Source organism: Prosthecobacter sp., assembly GCF_044378005.1.
GTDB lineage: Bacteria > Verrucomicrobiota > Verrucomicrobiia > Verrucomicrobiales > Verrucomicrobiaceae > Prosthecobacter.
Map to the genome: position 1 here is coordinate 39,252 of NZ_JBILYB010000005.1, position 26,974 is coordinate 66,225.

The 26,974-nt window shown below is 60.4% G+C and carries 15 protein-coding genes and 1 tRNA gene; 7 read left to right on the top strand and 9 right to left on the bottom strand.

Annotated features, from left to right (window positions below):
• Nucleotide 1: 1 nt before the first annotated feature.
• The 4 genes from AC6FTP_RS01950 to AC6FTP_RS01965 all read right to left on the bottom strand — a co-directional run bounded on the left by AC6FTP_RS01950 (nt 2) and on the right by AC6FTP_RS01965 (nt 10,328).
• The gene (locus AC6FTP_RS01950; RefSeq protein ID WP_497205218.1) at nt 2-2,662 is read right to left on the bottom strand and encodes a DUF1592 domain-containing protein; all 2,661 of its coding nucleotides are present in this window, start codon (nt 2,660-2,662) and stop codon (nt 2-4) included.
• A 5-nt stretch (nt 2,663-2,667) separates the two neighbouring features.
• Nucleotides 2,668-3,441 carry an SDR family NAD(P)-dependent oxidoreductase gene (locus AC6FTP_RS01955; protein ID WP_497205219.1) on the bottom strand — a complete coding sequence of 258 codons (774 nt, stop codon included), beginning with the start codon at nt 3,439-3,441 and terminating at the stop codon, nt 2,668-2,670.
• A gap of 10 nt (nt 3,442-3,451) precedes the next feature.
• Nucleotides 3,452-5,707, bottom strand: a complete 2,256-nt coding sequence (locus AC6FTP_RS01960; protein ID WP_497205220.1) for a sialate O-acetylesterase — start codon at nt 5,705-5,707, stop codon at nt 3,452-3,454.
• Between the two features lie 133 nt (nt 5,708-5,840).
• Nucleotides 5,841-10,328, bottom strand: a complete 4,488-nt coding sequence (locus AC6FTP_RS01965) for a PVC-type heme-binding CxxCH protein (protein WP_497205221.1) — start codon at nt 10,326-10,328, stop codon at nt 5,841-5,843.
• A gap of 211 nt (nt 10,329-10,539) precedes the next feature.
• Between AC6FTP_RS01965 and AC6FTP_RS01970 the strand changes: the two genes are divergently transcribed.
• On the top strand, nt 10,540-11,298 hold the full coding sequence (locus tag AC6FTP_RS01970; RefSeq protein WP_497205222.1) for a four helix bundle suffix domain-containing protein: 759 nt from the start codon (nt 10,540-10,542) through the stop codon (nt 11,296-11,298).
• Between the two features lie 61 nt (nt 11,299-11,359).
• On the opposite strand, the gene AC6FTP_RS01975 is transcribed toward AC6FTP_RS01970, so the two are convergent.
• Nucleotides 11,360-15,382, bottom strand: coding sequence for a PVC-type heme-binding CxxCH protein (locus tag AC6FTP_RS01975; RefSeq protein ID WP_497205223.1), 4,023 nt, complete (start codon nt 15,380-15,382; stop codon nt 11,360-11,362).
• Between the two features lie 447 nt (nt 15,383-15,829).
• Here AC6FTP_RS01975 and AC6FTP_RS01980 point away from each other — a divergent pair.
• Nucleotides 15,830-15,902, top strand: a tRNA-Phe gene (locus AC6FTP_RS01980).
• Nucleotides 15,903-15,952: 50 nt separating this feature from the next.
• Here the strand turns inward: AC6FTP_RS01980 and AC6FTP_RS01985 are convergent.
• Both AC6FTP_RS01985 and AC6FTP_RS01990 read right to left on the bottom strand, forming a co-directional pair.
• On the bottom strand, nt 15,953-17,242 hold the full coding sequence (locus AC6FTP_RS01985) for an acetylxylan esterase (protein ID WP_497205224.1): 1,290 nt from the start codon (nt 17,240-17,242) through the stop codon (nt 15,953-15,955).
• A 94-nt stretch (nt 17,243-17,336) separates the two neighbouring features.
• Nucleotides 17,337-18,389 (bottom strand): SPFH domain-containing protein, encoded by a 1,053-nt coding sequence (locus AC6FTP_RS01990; protein ID WP_497205225.1) that lies wholly within the window; start codon nt 18,387-18,389, stop codon nt 17,337-17,339.
• Nucleotides 18,390-18,523: 134 nt separating this feature from the next.
• Here AC6FTP_RS01990 and fabG point away from each other — a divergent pair, with 134 nt between their 5' ends.
• The 3 genes from fabG to rsfS all read left to right on the top strand — a co-directional run bounded on the left by fabG (nt 18,524) and on the right by rsfS (nt 21,069).
• Nucleotides 18,524-19,270 carry a 3-oxoacyl-[acyl-carrier-protein] reductase gene (gene fabG, locus AC6FTP_RS01995; protein ID WP_497205226.1) on the top strand — a complete coding sequence of 249 codons (747 nt, stop codon included), beginning with the start codon at nt 18,524-18,526 and terminating at the stop codon, nt 19,268-19,270.
• 39 nt (nt 19,271-19,309) lie between these two features.
• Nucleotides 19,310-20,503, top strand: a complete 1,194-nt coding sequence (lepB, locus tag AC6FTP_RS02000; protein ID WP_497205227.1) for a signal peptidase I — start codon at nt 19,310-19,312, stop codon at nt 20,501-20,503.
• An 86-nt stretch (nt 20,504-20,589) separates the two neighbouring features.
• Entirely contained in the window at nt 20,590-21,069 is a 480-nt protein-coding gene (gene rsfS / locus AC6FTP_RS02005; protein ID WP_497205228.1) for a ribosome silencing factor, read from the top strand.
• Nucleotide 21,070: 1 nt separating this feature from the next.
• Here rsfS and AC6FTP_RS02010 read toward each other — a convergent pair whose 3' ends face one another.
• Nucleotides 21,071-22,066 (bottom strand): substrate-binding domain-containing protein, encoded by a 996-nt coding sequence (locus tag AC6FTP_RS02010; RefSeq protein ID WP_497205229.1) that lies wholly within the window; start codon nt 22,064-22,066, stop codon nt 21,071-21,073.
• A 158-nt stretch (nt 22,067-22,224) separates the two neighbouring features.
• Here AC6FTP_RS02010 and AC6FTP_RS02015 point away from each other — a divergent pair, with 158 nt between their 5' ends.
• Together AC6FTP_RS02015 and AC6FTP_RS02020 are read left to right on the top strand one after the other, a co-directional pair.
• Entirely contained in the window at nt 22,225-24,870 is a 2,646-nt protein-coding gene (locus tag AC6FTP_RS02015; RefSeq protein ID WP_497205230.1) for a protein kinase domain-containing protein, read from the top strand.
• Between the two features lie 67 nt (nt 24,871-24,937).
• A complete protein-coding gene (locus tag AC6FTP_RS02020; RefSeq protein WP_497205231.1) occupies nt 24,938-26,104 on the top strand; it encodes a S1C family serine protease in 1,167 nt (388 codons plus the stop codon).
• An 18-nt stretch (nt 26,105-26,122) separates the two neighbouring features.
• Here AC6FTP_RS02020 and AC6FTP_RS02025 read toward each other — a convergent pair whose 3' ends face one another.
• Nucleotides 26,123-26,923 (bottom strand): TatD family hydrolase, encoded by an 801-nt coding sequence (locus AC6FTP_RS02025; protein WP_497205232.1) that lies wholly within the window; start codon nt 26,921-26,923, stop codon nt 26,123-26,125.
• Nucleotides 26,924-26,974 lie beyond the last annotated feature (51 nt).

Below are 26,974 nucleotides of genomic sequence, written 5' to 3' on the forward strand. Positions count from 1 at the left end.
ATTACTTGGTGTGAAATTCTTTGCTGCTGACCAGCGCCTGAATGAACTCGCGCATCGCGAGGTCTTTCTTGCTGGCTTGTTGAAGCATATCGGCGACCAGCGGCTCATCGCGGAAGCCGAGCGGCCTTCCCAAGGCGAACTCGATCAAGGCTTCGCTGAAGCTGCGGGCGAAGGCGTTGGACTTGCTGGCGATGATGTCGCGGAGGGCGAAGTAGTCTTTGAAGGCGGGGCCTTTGTGGAAGGCGGCGGCGGAATTGATGGTCCAGGTCTTCTTCGATTTCGGGTCGGGTTTGCCGTTGGCGTCGAGGGCAGTGTAGCTGTCCTCGGTGCGCCATTGGCCGGCGGCGTCGAAGTTCTCCAAGCCGAAGCCGATGGGATCAATCTTGCGATGGCAACTGGCGCATTGCGGGTCCTCTTGGTGGGCGAGGAGTCGCTCGTGCGTGGTGAGCACCTTGCCGGCGAGTCGCGTGATGGCGGGGACGTTCGCGGGAGCGGGCGGCGGCGGATCGTGCAGGAGCTTCCGCAGCACCCAGGCTCCGCGTTCGACGGGGCTGGTGCGCTCGCCATTGCCGCCCATGAAATGAATGGCTGCCATGCCGAGCAGGCCACCGCGTGGCGAGTCCTTCGGCAGCGACACTTTTTCATAGCCTTCGCCCTTCACGCCGGGGAGGCCGTAGTAGTGAGCGAGCACGCGATTGATGACGACGTAGTCGCTTTTCAAAAGATCACGCAGACTGGTGTTGTGCTTCAGGATGTGCGCGATGGTCTCGTGGATCTCGCCTTTGGCCGCGACCTTCGTGCCGGTGTCAAAGCGCGGATACAGGGCGCGATTCACCTCAAAGAAGTCGATGCGATCCAGTCCGAGCCATTGATGCACAAAGGCCGTCAAAAAGCCCTCCGAGCGCGGATCATTGAGCAGGCGCTCGGTTTGGGCGGCGAGCACTTCGGGCTTCGACAGATCGCTTTTTCGCAGCTCGGCATCCGGCGGGGCGCTCCAAAGGAAATACGAGAGCCGTGTGGCGAGTTCTGGCGCGGTGAGTGACCTGCGTTTGTCATCGGGCGAAGGCTCCGCGAGGTAAAGAAACATCGGCGAGGCCAGCACGACCGCGAGCGTCTCCTTGAGCGCGGCCACGGGCTTGTCACCCGCTTTGCGGCGCACGTCGTAGAGGCTCATCAAGCGATCCACATAGTCCGCAGGCGGCGGGGTGCCGCGAAAGGCCTCGGTGGCGAAGCGCTCGAAGGCTGCATGCAGTTCGGCAGCGGCGGGTGCGGGCGATTTGTCATCAAGCGGCAACTTCAGCGCGGCAAAACCTGGCGGCACGGGCTTGGCGGCATTCGGCACGCGCTCGACCTCGATCCAGTCCACCCACAGCACCAGCTCAGGGCCGATTCCGTTGCGCTTCACGGCTTCGGCACGCTTGCGATTGCCTTCTTCGTTCGTGTCCCAACTGCCTTTCTCGCGGAAGAACAGCGAGCGATTGTCGCGGCTCAGATTCGCTCGCGTGAGGGTGAGCGGGATCTCGATGATCTGCGGATGCTCCATCGTGCCGGTGATCTCATGCGTGGCCATGACCTTGCCCGTGCGGGCATGAATGCCGAAATCAAGGAAGCGACGCTCTGCAGGCGCATCCTTCACCGCTGCGGCTCGCACGCGAACGATGTAATCGCCCACCGGCCAATCAAAAGGCACGAGCGGCTCGATGTAGTTCACGTTCAGCTCCGCCGGATGCCGCGTTTGCGTGCCGAGATAGGCCCCGCGATCCACGTCCGGCATCTGCGTGTAATACTCGTGATACTTCAACCAGCCTGCGCCGAGCGAGTCGTTCGCGAGGTCCGCATCGTTCTCGCCTTTCTTATCAAAGCCAAACGTGCGCGGATTCGGCGCGCCGGGGATGCGGGCCCACTCGCGGCGAAGGCGCGATTCGTTGTTCTTCACCTCCTCACGGAGCTTTGCGACGATCTCCTTGTTCTCCGGCTTCGCCATCGCCTCATCGACGGCCTTCACCCACTGCTTCGCACGCTCACGGGCATCGATTTGATACTTCACGAAGTCCTTCACCTTCGGCGTGGTCGTTTCGCCTTCATAATGCAGCTTCTTCGTCACGCTCGCCGCCGTTTGCCATGCAAAAGCCTCCTCCAGCGCCTCGCGACCGAGCGCCTGATACTGCTCGATCTGGTTCGCCGACATGAAGAGGTTCGAGCCGACGGTATCAAACGCCTCCGAGCCCCCATCCGGCGGCAGCTCCGCCACATTGATCTCCACGCCGAGCAGTTCCCGCAGGGTGTTTTTGTATTCGCGACGATTCAGCCGCCGCATCGTGATGACACCCTTTTGATCGCCCAGACTCCGCCGCGCGGCCACCATCACATTCGCCAGATCATCGAGGAAATCGGCCTTCGCGGCACTCGCCGGCTGCTTTTCATCCTCCGGCGGCATGTCGCCCGAGTTCATCGCATTCAGCACCTTCTGCCACTTTTCGGCCGTTTCGACATTCGTGATCGCCAGCGGCAGATCATCGACCCGGAACTTCCCTTTTTGCTTCTCCGGCCCATGGCAGCTCACGCAGTGCTCCTTAAAAAGGGCACGGTGTTTTTCAGGCATCGCCTGATCGGCAGCATGAACTGCCAATGGAATGAGAAGGAAGAATGCTTGTCGTTTCATTATCTTTAGAATCGCCCGCCATCTACGATGAACTGCTGCGCGGTGCAGGCGGCTCCGTCATCGGCAGCGAGGAAGAGAACCATCTGCGCGAACTCGTCGGGCATGATGCGGCGCTTGAGAGCTTGATCGCGCATGGTGCCGGCTTCGCCTTCGGGTGACCACCATTTGGTGAGCTGTCGTTCCGTGGGCACCCAGCCGGGGAGCACGGTATTCACGCGCACGCCATGCGGTCCGAAGGTGCGCGCCATGGTGCGTGTGATGCCTTCCACGGCCGATTTGGCGATGGCGTAGCCGGGAAAAAAGTCCTCCTGCATCATGTAGCTGCTGGAACCGATGTTGATCACCGAGCCGTGCGCCGCAGCGATCATCTGCGGTGCCAGCGACTGAATGGCGAAGAAGTAGTGGCGCAGGTTGGTGTTGATGCGGTTGTCGAAATACTCAGTCGTCATGTCCTGCCAGTCGTGGCGGTCATCGTTGGCGGCGTTGTTGACCAAAACGGTGACGCTGCCGAGATCGCGAATCGCCGCCGCACAAGCGACCTTTAGCGCGGCAATGTCGATCAAATCGACTTCATAAAACAACGGCACATGCACTGCACCCGCGTCGATGCAGCGCTGAACCGTGGCTTTGGCATACTCGACGTTTTTATCCACAAAGGCCACGTGGCTGCCCTGTCTTACAAACTGCTCTACGAGGGCGCTTCCAATGCCATCTGCGCCTCCGGTGATGAAGACGGTGCGATCAACGAGTGATGGGTAACGGGCGTATTGGGGGGGCATGGAGAAGCGCTCAGTTCAGCAGCAGATGAAACACACGCAGAGCCGTGCCGGTGCCTTTCGGGTCGTGATCGGCGGCAATACGGACTTTGGCAGTGTGAGGGCCGGGTTTGAGATTGTCGTCGAGGATCAAGGCCCAGGGCAGATGCAAACCCGAACTCCAGTGCGTGAAGGTTTCGAGCTGACGATATTCGCTGCCGTCGATGCTGAACTCGATTCGACCCGCATCAGGCCCTGCGGCGATGAAAAGGCCACAGCCGGTGCCTTCGAAGCTGAACTCAAACGCAGCGCCTGGTTCGACACCGACGAGTGCAGGCACATTGACGAAGCCAGCGCGTGTGCTTTTGCCATCGGCAGGTTTCCAAGCAGTCTCCAGCGTGAAACCTTTGATGATCTTCGCGTCGGAGATGTTGACGAAGCGGCCCTTCGCATAGCTTTGCGGATCGACCATCGCGGGAAGAGCGTGCGGTTTCGCGGCATCGACCAGCGGTTTGGCAAAGGCGGCGTCGAGCATGCGGGCGATGCTGTTGGCGTAGAGTTGATGGCCGAAGGCGGAAGGATGCAGGCCTTTGAAGTCCTTGTCCCAGGTGAACTCGCCAGCGTCAATGCGGTCGGTGACTTCGAGCGCGAGATTCAGCGACGCATTGCCATACGCCACGGCCACTTTCTCATGCTGCGCGATGGACGCAGGCACTTTGCCCTTGTAGTAGTCATCCATGTGCGGCGGCATGACGAAGTGCATGTGGATGATGTCTGTGAGCGGATTCGCCTCGCGAGCATGACGCACCACTCCCTCCATGCCACGCAGCATCTGCTCGGGATGATCTGGGATGTTCGAGCTGTCATTCACCGCCGCTTCGACGAAAAGCAGATCGACCGACCCTTTCGACAACACATCCCGCTCCAGCCGGAACGCATGCGGCACGGAGCCCATCGAGCCGATGCCCGCCGCGATGAACTCGAACTTTGTCTGCGGAAACTTCGCCTGGAAATACTTCATCGCATGATCCCGCCAGCCGCCGCCTGCCGTGATCGATCCGCCGAGGAAGGCGATGCGTCCGGTCTTCTCCTGCTCGAACTTCCGTTGCGCATTCGCCAACCCATCGCGCAGCTCGAAGTAGTCGTGCCCCTTCGGCAGCTTGGATGAATCGTAGCGCGTGCCGGAGAGCTGCTGATCGAGCCACGGCGTGATTTTCTCCGCCCACTTCTGCCCATGCTCACGCAAACCCGCGCCGCTGAAGTGAACGCCGTGGCCTTTGCGCTCGCGCAGCGGTCCCTTCAGCGCATCGCTGTCCGGTCCGGGCTGCGCGAGGCCGTCTTTCCAGAGGGAGGCCTGCGCGGCTCGGATGTCATCGCTGCCTTCATCGCCCGGCACATGATAGCTGGCCTGCGCCACGAACCACGGTGCTTCAAAGCCGGTGTCGCGTCGTGAATCGCGGATGATCTTCCCCAGATACTCGCGATAGAGTTTGCCGGTGAGCGTGCGCGTCGTGTCCTTCTGATTCGCATCGCTCTCGCCCTGATGCCAAAGCACTGCGCGGAAGCCATTGTGGCCCAGCGGTCTCATGCGGGCGATGAAGGCATCATAAGCGGCTCCATTGCTCGCCCACTGGCCATCCGGCAGTTTGGTCACGCGACTTTCAATCGTCGGCGGATTCGGAAACGTCGTGCCTTTCGGCAGCCACTCACGCACACTCGTCGCGCCGATGCCGCAGGCAACAAAGCCGACCGGCACATCGAAGCGCTTCACCAGTGCATCGCCCAGCGCTGGCATGAAGCTGCCCATGCGACCACTCGCGCCCGGCTGCGGGTCATCCGCGATCTGCCACTTCGTGCCATCAAAGGCCGCCACACGCCGCGTCTGCGTCGTTTGCTTCTCCTCGCCATGATTCGCCGAGTTGGACTGTCCCGCGACGACAAACACCTCGCCGATGCCCACATGCTCCACCGCCGCCGTCGCGACCGCTTTGCCATCCAGCATCGCCCGCACCTCCACCCGATGCCAACCACCCGCCGGAGCCGTCACGCTCGCCGAAAAGTGCCCTTTCTCGATCTGCGCACTCAAAGCCTGCCACCTGCCCTTCGCGCCTATCTTTGCTTCAAACTTGGCTTTGCCCGCATCGGGGCCGCTCTGCGATCCACGGATCAAAATTGTCCCCTCCGTGCTCGAATGCCGCTGAATCACCTGATGATCGAGCGGCGAGGTGAGAGTGATCTCCGCAGCAGCGGCGAGAACTGGCAGGACGAGGAGGAGACGGAGAAGTCGCATGGGAAAGGGTCAAGAAGGTCAAGTTGTGGTCAAGAGATCAAGACGGCCCATCTTGACGACTGCTTGACCTAGCGAAGCGCTTGACGGCACCGCCTCGACCTTCGAGGCATGACCACAGCCTAGAAAGGCTATGCTACTTCGCGTGCAAAACCCCGCGCATGATGATGCCGTGGCCGGGGAAGCTGCAGACGAAGGGGTAGTCGCCGGGAGCAGCCAAGGTGAACTCGAGGGTTTCCTCTTTGTTCATGTCGAGGAGCTTGGTGTGATGAAGCACGTCGTCACCGGCAGGGATGAAGCCTTTTTCGAAACCGGCGGCGCCCATGACGATGGCGGCGTTCATCACGGCGTCGGCTTTGCCGGGCTTGGTGACGAGGAGGTTGTGCGGCATGACGTCGGTATTGGCGAAGGTGAGCTTGATCTTCTTGCCGGCCTTCACGTTGAGCTCCTTCACGTCATACATGAGGCGCTCGCGGATGGTGGCGATGCGGATGGTGGTCAATTCGGGCGTGTCGCTGAGGATGCCGGATTTTTGGGCCTTCTCCTCGGCTTCTCCGGCGATGACGCCGCCTTTGGTGCTGGCTTCGACGTTGAACCAAAGTTGCTGCACGACATTCGCGGCGTTGCGGGCGTGGAGTTCGGGGCTGGTTTGCAGTTTGGCGAGCAGGGCGGTGTCGCGGACGTTGTGCTGCTGGTGGAGCCAGAGAGCTTCGAGAAGGTGATGGGCGTCTTCTTTCTTCGTGGCGTCGAACTGCTTCATCCATTCCTTGGTGGCGGCGATGACTTCGGCGGTGGGGCGCTCGCTGAGTTCGACGCGGGTGCGATGGCGCACGCTGTCGGTGGGATGCTTGAGGTTTTCGAGCAAGGCGGGGATGGGCTGGCCGTCGATGGCGACGGGCTTTTGCAATTCGCGGCCTTTGGCGGTCATGCGGTAGATGCGGCCGTGTTTGTGGTCGCGATTTGGATCGCGCACGTTGTGCTGCATGTGGCCGATGATGACGTTGTGCCAGTCGGCGATGTAAAGGGAGCCGTCCTCGCCGAAGACGGCATCGCTGGGGCGGAAGTTCTTGTCGCCGCTCATGAGCAGGCCGCGGGATTTGTCCTCGGTGACGCTGCCATCGGCTTGCGTGACTTTGACGGTGAGTTCGGCGCCGGCAGGCTCGCCCCAGACGCTGGCTTTGTCGCCATCGCGAGCGAGATCGTAGTGCTTGATGCCGAGGAAGCCGATGACGTTGCAGATGAGGAAGTCGCCCTGCATGTCTTCGGGGAAATGGGTGCTGCTGACGACTTCGCTCGCGGTGACGGGGCGCACTTCCTTCTTGAGCAGCTCATACATTTTGAAGCCGTTGCCCTCGGGGCGCACTTGGTAAGCACGACCGCCGGTGCCGTCGGTGGCGTAATGATAGCCCCAGGTGTCGAAGGCGATGCCGTGCGGGTTCGGCGAGTTGTCGGCGTGCTTGGCGATGGTGAAGCGACGCGGATCAAAGCGATACATAGCGCTGGTGCCGGTTTGCAGCGACGGGCCCCATGGATGCTCGTGATTGTGCACCATGAAGACACCGCTCTGCCAGTAGATGCCGCCATCGGGGCCCATGACGAGGTTGTTCGCGCCGTGATGCGTGTCGGCGAAATCGACGCCTTGCAGCATGATGGTGCGCACGTCGGCCACGTCGTCGCCATCGGTGTCTTTGAGGAAGATGATGTCCGGGGCGCAGGTGACGATGACGCCGCCATTCCAGAACTCAAAGCCGAGCGGATTTTGCACGCGGGCGAACTCCGTCATGCGGTCGCACTTGCCGTCTTTGTTGTCGTCGTGGCAGATGACGAGGGCGTCCTTCATCTCTTTGAGAGGCTCCCACATCGGGTAGGTGTGCCACACGGCGGCCCAGAGGCGGCCTTTGGTATCGACCTGCATCTGCACGGGATTCACGAGCTGCGGGAACTGCGCTTCATCGGCAAACAGGCTTACTTCAAAGCGTGGGTCGAAGGCCATGTGCTTGATGGCTTCCTGGCCGCTGATGTATTCCGTGCGGCCTTCCTTCATGGCGCTCGATGACTTCGATTTGCCACCGACATTGGAAATCACCGGCACAGGCGGCGGCACGTTGCTGTCATCGACTTTGAGATCGCCGCCTTTGGATCGCGCCCACACTTTGGCATCGCGATTGCCGGTCATGACGTCGAGCATCGTCAGCTCATGCTGGAGCACGACGGCGTTGGTTTGACCATCGGTGAAGGAGAGCGTCGAGCGGCCGCCCCACACGTCATTGCCATCGCGGGCACGGTAGCGGGCGTTCCAATGCACGTCCTTCTCCATCACAGCCTCACGCAGCTCTTCGAGCGAGGCGGAGGCGGTCACTTCTTTGCCGAGCAGGGCCTTCGCGATCACTTCGGCGAGCTGGCGATTGCCCTCGGCGCTGAGATGCACGCCATTGATCGTCAGCGGCTCCTTCGCGGCTTTGAAAAGATCGAGCGACGGGTGGAAGAGATCGACAAAGCCCACGCCCGCTTCCTTCGCGGCGGCTTCGGTGGCCTTGGTGTAGGCTTCGAGCTGCGGATTGTGCTCCGCACCGCTCGGCACGTTCGGGTTCTTCGTGTCTTCATGCGCGATGGGGCTGAAGAGCACGATGCGTGGGAAGGTTTTGCCGTTCGGCTTCGTGCCACGCACATACTTCACGAAATCGACGAGCTGCTTTTTGAAGTCGTCCGGCTTGTTCTCGAAGGACTCGTTGTAGCCAAAGAAGGCGAACACGACATCCGGCTTCACATGGCGCAGGTAATCCGTCATGTGCATGTGCCCGCCGCTGCGCGGGAAGGAGTTCGGGCGGTCGCCGCTGGCGCTCATGTTGCGGAAGCGCACGTTCTGCTCTGGCAGGGCGCTTTGCAGCACTGTCTCCATCCAGCCATCATGCTGCATGCGGTCGGGAAGGCCGTTGCCGAGAATCGCCACGGTGTCGCCTTTGCTGAACGCAAACGGCAGCGTGTCTTTGTAGTCCGCAGGCACATCGACGAGCGCAGGCTCCTTCGCCGCTGCTGGTGCAGAACGACCGCCACCACTGCCTTTGACCGCCGGTTTGCCCGGTTTACCATCAAACGTGAGGTAAGCGAGCTTGCCGCCGCCTTTGACATCAATCGTCATCGCTTCCATGCCCGCGACGTTTTTGATCTCAAACACCGGTTTGCGTGCCTCATCGAGCAAACTCAGCGTGAAGCCGCCGAGACGCTCCGGGAAGCCCTGACGCGCCCACAGGCCGATCGAATCCACTTGCTGCGCCGAGCCCAGATCCAGCTCCCACCAGGGATTCGGCTTGTTCTCAATCGTATGCGTCATGCCCTTGCCGTAGTTGCGGTCCTTGTCGCCATCCATCGCCCGACTCGCATCGCCGCCGTGGCCGGTGGTCGATTGCGTGGCCTTGCCGCCCTTCGCGATATTTTTACCACCGCTCAGCACCTCAATCTCAGCGATCTGAATGCACTGACGCTCGCCAGGAATCTCGATGCGGACAAAACGGGCCGGTTTGCCCGTGGCGACGCTCGGTTTGGCATCGACGGTCGCGGCCGCAGGAGCCGCAGCGGCCTGCTTCCCATCTTTTTTAGCTTCTTTCTTCTTCTCGGGCTTCTTGACGTTGTTGTTCGCGGGGATCGGGCTTTCAAAGCCGGCATACATCTCCGGTTTGATGCCGCGGGCGTAAGCGCCACCGGCGAAGGTGTTTGGCTTGAAGGGGCCGACGAAGGCGATGTTGAGGTCGGCTTTGATCTGCTCTTCGAGGCCGAGGGCCCAGAAGATGCCGTTCACGAGCAGGCGGCGGTAGCCGTCGTTCGTGATGTCTTCGGAGGTGCCATACAGCGACGTGAAAACGCGGCCTTCTTTGCCGGAGGCGGATTTGTAGCTGCGGGTCCACTCGCTCGGCATCGGCGGCTTGGTGGTGTCGGCAGGGGAATCGGGCGTCATGCCATTGAGCGGCTGCGCCATGGTCAAAATCTCGCCGGAGGTCGGTTTGCCGACGTAGCCGCCTGCCTGCACCCAGACGTCCTTCACGCCGCGCAGGATGGGATGCGAGGCCTTGTCCGGCACGAGGGCGATGCGGGTGCTCTGCTTGTGATTCGTGCCGTAGTGGCCTACCCATGTCTGCCCGAGCACCTGATGGCCGAAGCCGAGTTCGTAGTCGCTGCCTTTGTAGTCGAAGGAATACTTCGCGTAGGGCGCGTCCTTCGGGATCTTGAAGCCGTGCGTGGCCGTGCGCAGGCCGACGACGGGGCCGCCGCGCTTCAAGTAGTCATCGAAGTGCTTCATCTGCTCCGCGGGGAAGTTTTGGAAGCGCAGAAACACCACCGCGAGATCCGCCGTGTCCAGTGCCTCGATGCCCGGCATGTTCGACGCATCGCCCGCGACGATCTCACCGGACTCCGGGTCAATGCCAAACAACACGGTGCATTTGAAGCCCTGATGCTTCGCCAAAAGCCGCGCCAATCCTGGCAGCGACTCCTCCGAGCGATACTCATGGTCATCCGCCATGAAGACGATGTGCTTGCCTTTGCCAGGCCCTTCGGTGCCTTCATAGACAAGTGGCGCAGCCGTCGCGAAGGTGGCGAGCGAGAGCAGAGTGAGGAGGATGTGTTTCATGCGGTTGAGAGGACTTCTAAGTCGTGCCTTTGCCGGGTGTTTTTGCGACAAAAGAGACGATTCGGAAACTGCATTCCGCACGAGCGGCTGAAACCGGACGAGAAAATGAGGGGCGGGAGTTTGTTTGCGGGAGATTGACCGTAATGACAGGATTGACCAAATTGACGCGTCAACTGGGTCAATCCGGTCAATCTTGTCCCCGCATTTTTCTATGCCTCAACAACTCTTCGACAAACACGGTGGCTTTCGGAGGCTGCATTCGTTCACGCTGGCGACGATCATCCAATTGGACACCCTGCGCTTCTGCCGCCGCTTTTTGACGCACGACCACCGCGAGGCCGACGACAAGTTCTACGACCCGAAAGGCCGCCAATACGACCAGATGACCCAGGCGGCACGAAGTGGCCGCCAAAACATCATCGAAGGCTCGGAGCGCTCTTCGACCTCGAAGGACACCGAGATGAAACTCACCGACGTGGCACGCGCCAGTCTCAGCGAGTTGCGTGGGGACTACGAGATGTTCATTCTGGATCGCGGAGAGCTCCCTTGGTCGGTTCATTCAGCCGAGGCGAAGGCCGTGAATGCCATCTCTTTGGACGCGGCGGCGTTTTCCGACGACATGGTGCATGAGTCCGCAAAGCATGCGCTGGAGCAGCGGCGCAAATACGCCCGCTGGCTGGATGCCGCCGACCCCGTGGTGGTGGCGAATGCGATGCTGATCATCCTCGGGCGGGCGCTGAACATGCTCAAAAGCCAGATCGCCGCGCAAGGCGAGGCCTTTGAGCAAACCGGCGGCTTCAGCGAACGCCTGACAGCCAGGAGGCTCGAAGCCCGCGAAGAACAACGCAACGCCGAGCCGTCCCCCGCGTGCCCGCAGTGCGAAAAGCCCATGCGCCGACGAAAGTCCGCGAAAGGAGACTTCTGGGGGTGCTCTGCGTTTCCGGAGTGCAAAGGCACGCGGCCGATTTGACCTCATTGACCTCATTGACCTTGTTGACGTCAACAAGGTCAATGAGGTCGTATTCCCGCGCTCACAGGCTCTTCAAATACGACACGATGTCGGCGATGCCTTGCTCGGTGAGGCCGAGCATGTAGGGTTCGAACATGAGGCTGCGGCCTTTGAGCTTTTGGAGGCTCTGGATGCGCTTTTTCGGCACGGTCTGCACGACGCCGCCCATGCATTTGATGAGCACGGGGTCGCCGCTGGTCAAAACGATGCCGGTGATGCTCAATCCATCCGTGGTGGTGATCTCGCTGCCTTCAAAACCATGCGAGATGCCCTTGCTGGGCTCGGCGATGGCCTGGATGAGCACGTCAGCGGTCTGCTGTTTCGCGAAAGTGGTAAGGTCAGGGCCGAAGTCGATGCCGTTGCTGCCAAAGCGATGGCAGGTGTAGCAGGTGGCGATGGCTGTGGCACCGCGTTTGGCATCGCCTTGGAGCTTGGCGATGGCTTTGAGGTCGAGCGGCTTCGCGTTCGCGGGTAGTGGTGGCAGCGGGCTGGCGGTGAGCTGCACCTTGTCCGGATCGTAGATGCCGAGCGCCTTCAGGCTCTGCTCGATGCCGTAGGCCTTCCAATCGTTGTTTTTGCGATTCATGAGCCACCATTTGGCCATCTCTTGCAGCGGAAAATCCTTCTTCTGAGCGAGTTCGATCATCGCACCGGCCGCCTCGGCGCTTTTCGTGAAGGCGAGCGCGGTGAGCATGAGCTGGCGCTGGTCTTTGCTGAGCTTGTCATTGAGGGCGCGGGCTTTAAATGCCTCCACAGCTTCCGGCGGATGCAGACGCCATGCGATCCATGCGAAGGCATCACTCCAGGCAGCGCTATCTTGGCTCGCGAGCGTTTCAAAGGTCTTCCAGCCTTCCGCATGGCCTGTGGTCAGGACTTTGAAGAGTTCGCTCTCCTTGCCTTCGCTGCCGAGGCCGAGGGCTTCGAGATAGGTGCGATCCTTGCCGTCGAACAAATGAGCGAGTTGCACAAGAGCGGGCGCGCACTGACTTGCGGGCATGTCGCGCACCGTCAGTGCCACTTCGCGACGCACGGCGGCATCGCTATCGCCAGCCATCTTTATCGCCATCATCAACACATCATGATTCGCACGACGCAGTGCCCGATACGCGACGAGGCGCTGAGTCGCATCTTTCGACTGCAACCACGGCTTCACCTTCGCGATGCCTTCTTCGCCGAGTTGCGCCAAAAGCCATGCGGCACGCGCGGAGATGAATGAATCGCCATCTTCGAGCAAAGCAGCCACCGCAGGCACCGCTTTGGCTCCAGCGGCTTTCAGGCGGTTGAAGCCGCTGTTGCGCACGTTCACGGCGGGGCTCTTCAAAGCGGCGATTTGGCCTTCGACGGTGTTCAGATCGAGTTTGGGCACCACGCTCTTGAATCCCTTCGGCGCGATGCGGTAGATGGCTCCGGTGAAGCCGTCGTCACGTGTGCCGTGGCCGCCGACGCGGGCATCAAACCAGTCGGCGACATACAAAGCGCCATCGGGGCCGACGCAGACATCGCTGGGGCGGAATTTCGTCTTCAACTCGTTCGTCTCCTTGCCGCCGAGGAAGTCACTGCCAGCCCATTGCTTCTCCTTGTTCGAGGTCATGAAGTCCATGCGCTCGAGTTTGAAGCCTGCGCCGTCGGTTTGCGGCTGGTAGCCGAAAATCACGTTTTTGCCTGCCTCGCATGCGAGCAGCAGACCGCGCCATTTTTCACCGAGCGCACCATTTTCATAAAAGGCCACGCCGGTGGGCGATCCGCCGCCATAGACATCGCCCGCGGGCATCGTGCCGGGGTCTTCCTGACGCCATTCCGCCGTCGGCGTGTCCTGGCCGGGCCGTTTGTCAGCGCCCCAGGCACGTTGACCGTCGGCGCTGGCGAATCCGGCATTGCCGCCTTCGAGCACATGCGTCACGCGGCAGGCGGGTGGGTCATCGTTGTCGCTTTGGAAAAGATCACCGTAGCTGGTGAGCGCCTGCTCGTAGCTGTTGCGGTAGTTGTGCCCGATGATGTTCACGTTCGTGCCATCGGGATTCATGCGCACGCTGAAGCCGCCGATCCACACGTGGCCGTCGTCGCTCTTCATGCCGGCGATGTTTTGCAGCTGATACGGGCTGCCCATGCGGAAGGTCTTGCCGCTGCGATCGGTGAACTCGGCACCGGTGTTGCCTTGATTGAAATACCACTGGCCGTCCGGCCCTGCGGTGACGCTGTGCAAGCTGTGATCGTGCTGGCGGCCATTAAAGCCGGTGAGCAGCACCTCGCGCTTCTCCGGCTTCAAATCGCCATCGGCATCGGAATATACAAGCAGGTCCGGCGGCTGTGACACGACGATCTTTCCATCCATGACCGCGACACCGAGTGGCGACGCGAGCGCGGGCTCCTGCACGAAAACGCTGCTCTTGTCCGCCTTGCCATCGTGATCGGTGTCTTCGAGCACGACAATGCGGTCGCCCTCTTTGCGGCGACCGCCTTTGCCTCGATAGTTCACGCCTTCCGCGACATACAGCCGACCCTGCGCATCGAAGTCGATGTTCGTTGGATTGTAGAGCATCGGCGAAGTGGCCCAAAGCGTCACTTCGAGTCCCTCGGGCACGGTGAACATCTCAGCGGGCACCTGCGGCGGGCCTTCGTTGAAGTTCGGCGGATTCGCTGCGGCCTTCGCCTCCGGCGTGGCAGGTAACGCGGTGTAGATTTGGAATTTCACCTTCGCATCGCTCGCCTTGCCGCCGCGCATCATGCCGCCGTCGTCGATGGCCACCTTCGCGGTGAAACGTGCCACGCCCGCCGGCAGATCATACGCGATGGCCGAGGGCGCATGCGTGCCGATGCCGTTCGAGTAGGTCTGCTTGTCCACGAGCATCGGCTTGCCGGTGTGATTCGTGCCGATGCGTGTACGGCCAAAGCCTGCGTCGTCGCCTTTCCACTTCAGCTTGGTGAGGTCCTTCACCGATCCATCGGCCATGATGAGCCTCGGTTCGATCCAGTTCGACCAATCGCAGCTCTTCGAGCCTTCATCCGAAACGACGAGATACAGCTCCTTCGCGTCCTTCAGCGGCACATCGATGGAAACAAGGCGCGGCGTGCTCGTGGAGGTCAGCGCCGGTGTTTCGAAGATCGGTTTCGCCGTGCCGGAGGGCTTCGTGACCTTCGGGCCGTGCGCTTCGGCCATCATCGCGTCGAGCTCGGCCTGCGTCGGTGTTTTCGACGCGATACCGCCCGCTGGAATCTCCAAGCCGCTCACCCACGCCACGCCGTTCAGCATCGTCGTGCGGAAGCTGTCATTCGTCATGTTTGCGAAGAAGTGGAAGCCCGTGAAGCCGAAGCCGCGACCGCCTTTCGGCCGTTCAAACGCCCAGGCAAGATGCTGCGGCTTGCCCGCTTTCACATCCGCGAGCACATCGGGATTGCCACCGTGCGCACTCGGCTTGTCGCCCTCTTTGAACTTCACCGTGTTCAGCGGCGCGATGGCGCTGAGCACCGGCGTCACGCCCTTCATCTCCGGCACGAAGCGCATGTGGTAATACCATTCATCTTTCGCGGAAAAGGCCTTCACGCCATTCGCCACCGGATGCTTGCCCGGCTGCACGCTCGCGTCCCAAGTCGGGTTCACCGAGTAAAACGTTTCGAAGAAGCCACCCATCCAGTCGAGGTAGTTTTTTCCCTGCGAGCCGATCTTCGCCTCCACGCCATAATGAATCGCCGCAAAGCCCGCCCCGCGATCACAAGCCGCTTTGATGTTCGCATCGTCCGCCGCCTTGCCGCCATGATTCAGCAGCACGATGATCGCATCGGCCTTCGTGAGGTCCTTCGGCCAGTTGTTCTCCGGATACACCACCGCAAAAGCCTGCGGATAGGTTTCATTGATCCGCCGCGCCAGATACGAAGCCCCCGCGAAGAACTCATGCTGCCCACCGCCGCCATGCGTGCCCTTCGCCGCGATGAACACGAGCCTCTTCGTGCCCGCCGGGGCGTTGTTTTGGCCGGTGTAGTCGAGAATGTCGCGTGACTGGCCGAGCGCGGCCGTGGTGAGAAATGCGAGAGCGAGGAGGGATTTCATGCGGGGCAGTAAAGTCGTGTGATAGCCGCGTGTTTTTGCGGGGAAAGGGATGATTCGGAATCCCCATCTCGCATCTGCGGCTGAAAGCGGACGCCCCCCTGATCAAAACCGAATCTGGAGCACTGGATCAGTTTCACACGCTGCGACGATCTCGTTATAGCATGTGAGAATGCTGGAGAGCGTGTCCTTGCAATCCTCCGCTTTGAACAAGTGGAGTTCATGACGGAGGTAGTCGCACTAACCGCCCGTCGGCCCCTCGTTTCATCACGGCAATGAAGTGTCACGTGCATCGACGCCTTGGTCTGGCATCCAGACGTTGCTGGTTCCGTGACCTGAAATGACCCTTGTTTTGATCCGCAGCCCCTGTGTGGATGAAGAAAGCGTGAAAAATCCGTTGCGTGAATGCTGAGCTTTGCCACTGTCGCGGCCCTTCGCAAAAAGGGCAGCGGCTCGGTAGCTCAGTTGGTAGAGCATGGGATTGAAGATCCTAGTGTCGGCGGTTCGATTCCGTCCCGAGCCACCTTCCATCAGACGATGGCAGGTGGACTCACTGAAGCACAAGGTGTGAGATTACTTGGCTGACTTCATCGTGCGGACATGGGCGAGGGCGGCGTCTTGCATGAACTTGCTGGCCTCGGGGGTGTTCTTGTGACCGGCGAGGGTGTCGATGTGGATCTGCTTGGGAATGGTCAGGGCATTGAAGGCGGCATAGACGCTGGTGGGCGGGCAGGTGGTGTCGATGAATCCAACGCTGACGGCGGCGCCTTTGGCATGGCAGCGCTGGGCGAAGTTGACGTTGTCAAAGTAGCGGGCGGTTTGCAGCTCGGCTTCGTTGGGTTTGCCGTCGGTGATGCTGACGAATTTGGGCCAGCCGTTGATGCGGTTGACGGAGATGCCGGTGTGGTCACAGCCTGCGGGAACGCCGGCACAGATGAAGGTGACGCGCTCATCCAGCGCTCCGGCGGCGAAGGCCTGGAAGCCGCCCTGGCTGCTGCCATAGACGATGACGGTCTTGCCATCCCACTCGGGCTGCGCGGTGAGGAAGTCGATGGCGCGGACGAGGCGGAGGAACATGCCTTTGAAGTAGTTCGTCTCGCGATCGCTGCGGCCGACATAGCGGTAGTCTTTGAGCGCGCCTGCACCGAGTTCCTTGTAGAAGTCGGCGGGCTTTCCATTGGGGATGCCATGGGCGTTGATGTCCATGGCGATCATGCCGCCTTCACGCTCGGCCCAGTAAGTGCCGCCAAGACTGGAACCACTGACTCCTGCCCCGTGGACGAAAAGGATGGCGGGGCAGGATTTCGGAGCGGCGTTCTTTGGGCGCCCATAATAACCGGAGACGGGAACGCCGAGGCAGTCGATCTGCGCATCGAAGGCATCGACCGTTTTGGCGGGCGTGGTGACGGGGCTGAGGGTGAATTTCACAGGCACTTTGGCCAGGGCGGTCTTTTGTTTGGCCCAGAAGCTGTCGAAGTCATCCGGCATCGGCAGGCTGGGTTTGATCTTGCTGGGATCACAAGCGGCGGCGGCCAGGGCGGAGGCGGTTGTCTTCGGCGCGGTGACTCGGACGAGGGTGAAGCCGGGCTTCGTGACTTTCAGACTGAGGGAACCTTTGCCCTGAGTGAGCACCACGGTTTGTGCGGGCTGGGCATTCCAGCCGTCCTCAGACACATTCGCGGTGACGGAGGGCAGGGTCGCATCGCTCGACTCGATCTGGAAGGTCGCACTGTCACCCGCGTGGTAGATGGCGTCTGCGCGGTCGGTGACGATTTTTAACGTCAGCGCTTGGGCCGCAGGCTGCTGAGCCAAAGCGGCGGAGGAAACCAGGGCGAGGAGAACGAGGTGTCGGCGGGAGAACATAGGCGGAAATCAACGCGGCGGTGTTTGAATGTCTCTCCGAAAACAAAAACGCCTGCGTCTTGAATGAAACGCAGGCGTTTTGAGTGAGGTTCAATCAATGCGCCAGGAACTCGTCCAGCGCTGCTTTGGTGATGCGGTATTGGCTGCCGATCTTTTTGCCCTTCAAATCACCGGCGTCGATGCTGGCGATGACATCACCCTCGGTGACGCCAAGGGTCTGGGCGACCTGGGCGGGTGTGAGAATGTCGGTGGCAGGGGTCGCAGCGGCTGCCGGTGCGGTCTGGGGGGCATTCATGTTGAAGGCACCCTGGCCCATCATTTGGTTCGCCATGCCAAAGCCCATGGCGATCTCGGCGGCGGAACCGGCGATGCCTGGGCCACCTTTGGCCATGCCCTCGGCCATCTGGAACTTCACGTAGTCGTTGAGATTGCCGATGGCGCTCATGCTGCTGCGCTTGTCGATGGCGGCCTCGACCTCTGGCGGCACGCTGGCGTTTTCGAGGAGGAAGCTGGTGATCTCGATGCCGTATTTGCTCTGAGTCTGCGGATTGATGATGGGCAGGAGAGCGTCGCCGAGCTCACTGTAGCGGGTGGCGAGGTCGAGCACAGGGACTTTGGCGGAGGCCAGGGCATCGGTGAAGACGCTGACGATGCGGCTGCGCATGGTGTCGGCGAATTCATCGAGGCGGAAGTGATGGTCGGAGCCGGAGACTTCCTTGAGGAAGAGCTTCGGATCGGAGATGCGGAAATCGAAGGTGCCGAAGGCACGGACGCGGACGATGCCGAAGTCGGCGTCACGCATCATGATGGGGTTGCTGGTGCCCCACTTGTTGCCGGTGAAGAGGCGCGTGTTGACGTAATAGACGTCGGCCTTGAAGGGGGACTCGAAGCCATACTTCCAGCCTTTCAGCGTGGAGAGGATGGGGATGTTATCCGTGACGAGGTCGTGTTTGCCGGGGGCGAAGGTGTCGCCAAACTGGCCGAGATAAACGAACTGCACCACCTGCGACTCGCGCACGATGAGCTGTGCGCCGCGTTTGATTTCCTTGTCCTCATCCGGGAAGCGCCAGACGAGCGTGTCGCGCGAGTCGTCCTGCCATTGAATGATTTCGAGGAACTGTCCTTTGAGGTAATCCATCAGGCCCATGGTCGTGTGTATGTGTTGAGGTTTGTTTTTTGAAGAGGCGTGTTTCTAGGCTAGGACGAGCCGGGCACGATGAAAAGTTTAAACTTGGATTGTAACCGCCCTTGCCAGCCCATGACCGCCCTCCATGATGGCGCATGGGTAAACTCCAAGATAAAGTCGCCGTCGTGACCGGTGCCGGACGTGGCATCGGCAAAGCCATTGCAGAAAAATTCGCCTCTGAGGGGGCCAAAGTCGCCATTGTCAGCCGCACGGAAGCCAATTCCCAGGCCGCTGCGGAGTCCATCAACGCTTTGTATCCAGGTGCCGCCAAAGGCTATGCGGTGGATGTCGGCAACGGTGCCGCCGTGGCTGAGATGGGCAAGCAGGTGCTGGCCGACTTTGATCGTGTGGACATTCTGGTGAACAACGCCGGTGTCACCAAGGACGGTCTGCTCCTGCGCATGAGCGAGGAAGACTGGGACTTCGTGGTGGATACGAATTTGAAGGGCGCTTTCCACATGGTGAAGGCCTTTCAGCGCAGCATTCTGAAACAGAAAGGCGCACGCATCATCAACATCGCCTCCGTCATCGGCCTGATGGGCAACGCGGGTCAGGCGAACTACGCGGCGAGCAAGGCGGGCCTCATCGGCTTTACCAAGTCGCTGGCGAAGGAGTATGCAGGCCGTGGTGTCACGGCAAACGTCATCGCTCCCGGCTTCATCGCCACGGACATGACGGGCGTGCTGGATGACAAGGTGAAGGCGGCCATTTTGGAAAAGATCCCGCTGGGTGACTTCGGTCAGGCTGAGGACATCGCCGCAGCCGTTACCTTTCTGGCCAGCCCGGAGGCTCGTTACATCACGGGCCAGGTGCTCGCCGTCGATGGTGGCATGGTGATGTGATCTCACCGCGTTTCCCTCCTCATTCACACCGCTGACCTCATGTTCTTTTTCACACCTCGCTATCTCAAGCACGCCCAGCTCCTGCACAAAGGCGTCACCCGCTTCATCAACTACAAGCGCGACCTGCTGCCTGCGGCGAAGCTTGATGAGATCGAGACCCTGCGCAGCAGTCTCGAAGACGCGATGAAGACGAAGAACAAGGAGCGTCTGAAGATGCTCAATGAGGAGATCAACCGCGTGTGTGAAAAGGCCATGCCCGAGGCGGCGCCGAGTGAGATCGCTGACAATGTGGAGGTCATCTTTGTGGCCATCGTCATTGCCCTCGGCATCCGCGCCTACATCGCCCAGCCCTTCCAAATCCCGACGGGTTCCATGCAGCCGACGCTGAATGGCATCACCGCGGAGGCCACGGCGGAAGATCCGTCACCAGGTATCTTTGGCTGGGTGGGCTCCATCTTCTCCAGTACGCGTCACATCAATGTGGTGTCGGATCACACAGGGAACCTGCGAGCCAGGGAGCCGCTGACGGAGCATCGCTTCCTGATTTTCATGCCGTATTGCAAGCTGCACTTCGAGGACAAGCATACGATCACGATTAAATCCCCGAAGACTCAGCTGCTCAATGAACTCCAGCTTATCGAACATCTGAATGCCGATCCAGTCCTCACCGGGCGCGATACGCCTGATCGGCGCTGGGGGCGCGAGCTGCCCGGCGGACTGCCAGTCAAAGAAGGTCAGCTCCTCGCTCGTGGCGTGGTACACAATGGGGATCACGTCCTCGTGGACAAAGTTAGCTACCACTTCCGCTCACCGACGCGCGGCGAGGTGTTCGTTTTCACCACAAAGCATATCCGAGGCATCAACGTGCCCGCCGAGCAGGGCTCGCAACACTACATCAAGCGCCTCGCCGGTCTTCCGGGAGATCTCCTGGATGTGCAGTCGCCCAAGCTTTTCATCAATGGCAAGGAAGCTGAGGAACCAGGCTTCAAGAAAGTCATGCAAGGCACTCGGGACGAGCCTGTGAACGGCTACCGCGGCTACGGCTTCGCTGAAAACGTCGGCGGCATGATCAACAAGATCAATCTCCATGACGAAGACTACTTTGCCATGGGGGATAACAGCTACAACAGCAGCGACTCCCGCGTCTGGGGCACCGTGCCCGAGCGCAACCTCGTCGGTCCGGCGCTGTGGTGCTACTGGCCGATCACTTCGCACTGGGGTCGCATTCGTTGAGCCTAGATCACGTGTGCTTTCTCGATGCAGGCTTGCGTTGAGGACGAAAGTGGGTTCTGAGTCGGGCTATACCTTACCAATCACTCATGGACGCCCTCGAAACCGCGCAATTGTGCGCCAAGTATGCCGATGATAAAAAAGCCGAGAACATCGTGCTGCTGGATCTACGCGGCCTTTCTCCCGTTACGGATTTCTTTGTCATCTGCTCTGTAGGATCCTCTCCTCAGCTTCGTGCTGTGCGGGATGAGGTCGTGGTTCAGATGCGCGAGAAGCATGGCATGAAGCCGCTCATTGTGGACGGTTCCTTCGACAGCCAGTGGATCATCGTGAATTTCCCCAACGTGCTCGTGCATGTGCTGTCCGAGGAAAAACGTGAATACTACTCCCTGGAAGAACTTTGGGGCGATGCGCCTGTGGTGCCCTGGGCACCAGAAGTTCCTGAGCCTGTGAAGCCGGCGAAGAAAGCCGCCAGAAAAAAGGTGGCCGCGAAGAAAGTTGCTGCCAAGAAACCGGTCGCCAAGAAGGCTGCGGTTAAAAAGGCTCCTGCAAAGAAGAAGAGCGCCTGATTTAAAGGGCTGGCAGCGGCGGAGGTCCGCTACGGCGCAGATCATCGACCGTCTTGGGGGTGATCGCGATGGGCGCGACTTTGTAATTCGGCTTCGGGGTGAAGTTCGGATCTTCTGCACGTCGCAGGATGATCTGCCAGGCCAGATCCACGAGTGGAGGCTGATAGACGGAGGCATCAATGACGCCACTGTTTACCAGCGAGAGTCCGCCTTCGTCGCCAAGAAAGCCATCGGAGCCGATGATGAGCACCTCCTGGCGCTGAATTCCAAGTGCGAAGGCTGCTCCCAGGGCCATGGAGTCGTTGTGAGCATAGAGCACGTCGAACCGGTTTTGGAGGCGCATCGCCTCGGTGGTTCGCTCCCTGCCTCCCTCTCGTGTCCACTGACCGGGAGCATCATGCACGAGGATGAGTCCAGGCACCTTGCTCACTTCCTCCATGAACCCCTCATGACGAGCGGTGCTCAGTGGGCTGTTTTCATCCCCGCGAAGTTCGACGAGGCGCCCGACAATCTCGTTCTTCGCTTCATCCTGAGCCTTGAGGGTGAGTGAGCGCACAGCGATTTCACCCGCAAGTCGGCCCAACTGGCGTTGATCCACCACAAGCGTGCTGGAAGAGGGCAGGGGAGGGGTGCCTTCACCCAGTGAGATGACCAGAACTCCCTCCTGCACTGCTCGCTTCACCTCCTGCAAGAGGGCATTGGAATCAATGGGAGTGATGATGATGGCGTAGGGCTTGTTGGACAGCACTTCAGCAAGCTGCCTCGCCTGTTTATCCGCACTGCCAGCAGCATCGAGTGTTTTGAGGACGTATTCCGCCCGATTGGCGGCAAAGCGCTTGAGCATCAGTGTCTGCCCCATTTCGAAGGGGTGCTGGAGGTCAGCCGAAAGCAGCAAGACGAGCTTCGAAGTTGAAGCCTGGGGTGTCGGCTCTTTTTTACAGGCCGGGAGAATGGCCAGGGAGACGAGCAGTAGGAGAAGGGTGAACCTGGAAATCATGCGGGCGGCAGGTATGAAGCCACGAAACAGCAGAGCCGACAAGCTTCGTCTCACTTCAATGGCACACGATCTGCACTTTCCCACACATCCTCCTTGCCAAAGCGCGGGCATTCAGGTTCTCCTTTCTTAAATCTCATATTCTCTTCAGCACGACTTTCATGGCGGAACGCTACAAGATCTACGAACAGCTCGGCGCAGGCGGCGTTGGTACGGTCTATCGTGCTTACGACAATGAACTGAAGCGCTGGGTGGCCATCAAGCGGCTCATCAGTTCTAAAGATGCCGGAGCTGATGAGAAACTCATCGCCGATCTCCGCCGTGAGGCGGATGCCCTGGCCTCCCTGCGCAATCCAAACATAGTCACCGTCTTCGATGTCGCCAGTGATGCGGAGGGGCTCTTCATGGTCCTTGAGCTGCTCGAAGGCGAAGATCTGGCCGACGTCGTCGCACGCGGGCCGTTGCATTACGATGACTTCAAAGAACTGGCGAGTCAGACGATGGAAGGGCTGCTGGCCGCGCATCAGCGCCACATCCTGCACCGCGACATCAAGCCCGAGAACATCAAGGTCGAGCGGCTGCCCGGTGGCCGCATGCAGTCAAAGATCATCGACTTTGGTCTCGCCCGCTCAGGATTGCGTGCACGCAAGCAGACGGAGGATCAGAGCGGTTCCGTGATGGGTTCCATTCACTACATGGCTCCCGAGCAGATGACCCGGAAGCCGGTGGATGAAAAAACAGACCTCTATTCCCTCGGATGTGTCTTTTATGAAGCGCTCTCCGGACGCAAAGCCTTTGATGGAGAGACCGTGGCGAGCGTGATCGACAAACACATCAATCACGATCTCGTGCCACTGCACATTGTGGCCCCGCATGTGCCGCCGTGGCTCGGAGCCTGGGTCATGCGCCTCATGGCTTGCAAGCCCGAGGACCGCCCCGCCTCGGCTCAGCAGGGTATCGAAGAATTTCGTGCTTGGGAAAAAATGGCCTCCGCCCCGCAGGTCATGCCGTGGATGCCGATGGGTTACGCCCCGGTGCCAGCGCCCTACCCTCAGGCCATGTATCCCACGGGATCAGTGCCTCCCATGGCGTCTCCCACCACCAGTTCCGTTCCGGTGCAGGCCATGTATTACCAGACAGGGCAGGTCCCGGCATATCAGACGGGACAGGTTCCCGCTTATCAGACAGGGCAGGTACCGGCTTATCAGACGGGTTCTGTTCCGCAGGCGCAACCCATCGTGGAGACTGCCGCGCGCACGACGCAGATCCATGCTCCTTCAGCGAAGCAGAAAGCCACACCGCAGCGCCCCCAGGTAGCGCGACGTCCAGCCCCGGCATCGAGCCCCGTCAAAACTCACGGCGTCTCACAGATTCAAAAGTATGCTCTGATAGGCATCGGCGTCCTGGTCATCCTGATCATCGGCATGTTCCTGGTGGGAGGCGGCTCGAAGAATGACGGTGATAACGAAGTCGCCAGGGCACCAGCCGCTGGCAAATCCAGCGGTGGGGAAAAAATCATCTTCCAGCTTCCCAATGATCGTCAGTATCCGCCCCAGGATGATGATTTGGTCCTCCACCTCGTCTCCAACATAGGGCAGGTGAAAAACACCAAGGATGCCACAGGGCGTCCACATTCCGCCAATAACAACGAGCCCATCTTTGAATGGCATGACCTGGCCAAGCGCGGCGAAAGCAATGTCATGCGTGCTTTTCAAAACTCAGCCACCTACGCCCCACTGCGGCAGAATTGGAATCACATGAATGTGAAGAGCGGTCGTGTGGCCTTTGATTTCCATCCACGCAATGACAAACCTTCAGCCCTCCTTCTGACGGATCCAGGCAAAGAGTCCGCCCACTTCCCATTTGGCTCCAGCGCAGTCAAAGCCCCGCGCGGGCTCACCCTCAATATCGTCTTCCAGGCGGATTCCGCCAGCCTGCCGACTCGGGTCCTGACCCTGCTCAATGCCAGTGGCAGCAGCGTCTCACTTTCAGTGACCAAGGACAAACATCTCCTCGCTGAGTTCATCAACGACAGCGGCAAGCGCAGCAGCATCACCAGCAAGGATGTCGATGGCACCAAGCCTGTGACCGCCGCGCTGACCTGGGCCGCCGACTCGGGGGAGACGGCGATGCGAGCCCGAGATGGCTCGGACAAAGGATTCAATGCCAAAGGCACCAGTCTCCCCGCACCCGAGCAGCCACTGACCAAGCTGCAGCTTGGACGTGTCGCCGATGCCAAATCCGTCATGGTGGGCAAAGCCGATCAGTTCTCCGGCTGGCTCGCTGAAGTCGAGATGTATGCTTCCGTCCTGCGCCCTGACCAGCTCCAGCTCCTGGAAGGGCCGAACATCAAAAGCTACTACTTCAACACGATTCCTCCACTCGCCCAGCGCCTGAAGACCAAACTCCCGCAGATCGAGCCGCGCTCTGCCTGGAAATACAAACCCAGCCAGAATGAGGTGGAAGCCAAAAACGTCGCCGATGGCAACGTCACCAACCGCTGGAGCACCAAGGCCCGCCAATCCCCCGGCCAGTGGTTCCAGGTCGAATTGCCCGCCGAAGAAGAAGTCGCCGGACTCGCGCTCGATTGTCAGGGGGCTTCAGGCGACTACCCCCGCAAATACCATGTCGAGCTTTCCAGCGACGGCAGCACTTGGGCCAAAGTGAACGAGGGTGAAGGCAAAGGGCCGCTCATCGAGATCGTCTTCAGCTCACCGCAGCGTGCGCGCTTTGTGCGCATCACCCAGGACAGCACCACCAGCACGAATGACTGGGCCATTTGCGAGCTGGTGCTGTTCAAGAAGTAGCCTCGCGAGCTGAATACACGTCCGCCTGCTTGCCATCCGTGAGGCATCGCGCATCGTAGCCGCACGCATGGACACTTTTCGTCGCATCATCTTCGCCCTCGCCATTTTTGTTCTCGCCTCAGCGGCTTTCTCCCTCTGGCGCGGCCAGCAGCCCGGCTACGGCCTGCTGAATTTCCTGCGTGGTGAAAAGCCCGGCCAGGAGCAGTTCAGTGCTCCCGAGACCCCGAAACTCAATCTCGATGACGTAAAAATCCTCTCGGCCATGAACGATGAGTTTTCCAAGCTCAGCGCCGCCGTGTTGCCCAGCGTCGTCAGCGTCACCACCCGCACGCTTCGGCGTGGCCAGACCGCCTGGCATCCCTACTTTGGTCTCGTCGCTGGCAGGCCGCAGGTCGTACCCGGACTCGGATCGGGAGCCATCATTTCCAAAGAAGGCCACATCATCACCAACTACCACGTCATCGCTGATGTCAGTGAGGTCATGATCACCACCAACGACAACAAAAAATACCCCGTCCGTATTCTCGGAGCCAGTCGTGAGCGAGACATCGCTCTGCTCAAAATTGACGGCACCAAGAACGACTTCCCTGCGCTCACCTTTGCCAATAGCGACGCCGTCAAAGTCGGCCAGATCGTCTTCGCCGTCGGCAATCCCTTCGGCCTCAGCGGCACCGTCACCCAGGGCATCATCAGCGCCCGCGACCGTCACCTCAGTGACAGTCAGCTCAGCTATCTGCAAACGGATACCGTCATCAATCCCGGCAATTCCGGTGGCCCGCTCGTCAACATCCGGGGTGAGATGCTCGGCATCAACGTCGCCATCTATCGCGGCGATGAAAGCGTCCGTGCCTGGCAGGGCGTGGGTCTGGCCGTTCCCTCCAACGATGCCAAGGCCGTCATCGACGCCATCCTCTCCGAATCCAAAGGCGGCAACTCCGGTTACCTCGGGCTCGAACTCAGTTCCGAATCCGTCGCCATTGACGCCAGCCTCGGCACCTCCACCACCGGGGCCTACATCACGGATCTCGATGCTAACTCCCCCGCCGCGCTTGCCGGCCTTGTGCCAGGTGATGTCGTCACTGCCTTGAATGAAAAGCCTTTCCGCAACCCTCGCGAGCTGCTCAGTGAGATCCGCCAGCTCGCTCCCGGCAGCAAGGCCACTCTCACCGTCTTCCGAAATGGGCAGATCGTCGTCGTGCCAGTCACCGTCGGCCAGCGGCCCGACATGCAGTAAGCGGTATCAGTCGTCACTTCAGCTTTGAAACTTGCCGCCCTGTGTCATGAAGGCGCGGGGGTTATCCCAGGCCACGCGCTGGATCATCTCTGCTGACCAGCCGCGCTGGCGCATGGCCTGCATCGTCTTCGGCACCGCCAGGGGATCACTCACGCCCCAGTCACAGGCGCTGTTCATCCAGATGTGCTCTGCACGCCGATGCTCCAGCATGTCGATCGCCCGGTGTGGCGTGCATTTGCTCTCAGGATAGAGCGTGATGCCCGCCCAGAAGCCCTGATCCAGCACATGGTCGATCGTGTGCTCCTCCACATGGTCGATGATCACCCGCTCCGGCGTGATCTTCGGGAAGTTCTTCAGCGCCTGCACGATCAGCTTCGTCCCCTTCAGCTTGTCCTCCAGGTGCGGCGTGTGGATCAGCACCAGTTGATCATGATCCTGCGCCAGTTGCACATGCTGCTCGAAGATGCGCAGCTCATTCCTGCTGTTCTTGTTCAGGCCGATCTCGCCGATGCCGAGCACATTCGGCTTGTTCAGGAATTGCGGGATGAGCGCCATCACATCCTCCGCCAGCTTCATGTCCTCGGCTTCCTTGGGGTTGATGCACAGCCAGCAGAAATGCTGGATGCCGAAGCGTGCTGCGCGCTTCGGTTCATACTCCGTGATCTGGCGGAAGTAGTCGTAGAAGCCCTCGGCAGAGGCGCGGTCAAAGCCCGCCCAGAACGCCGGCTCGCAGATCACCTCACAGCCAGCCAGTGCCATGCGTTCGTAATCGTCAGTGGTCCGGCTGACCATGTGGCCGTGAGGTTCGATGTAGGGCATGAGCTTGGAAAAAGGGATTGTTTGTGGGCAAACAAGAGCAGTGCCCAGCCC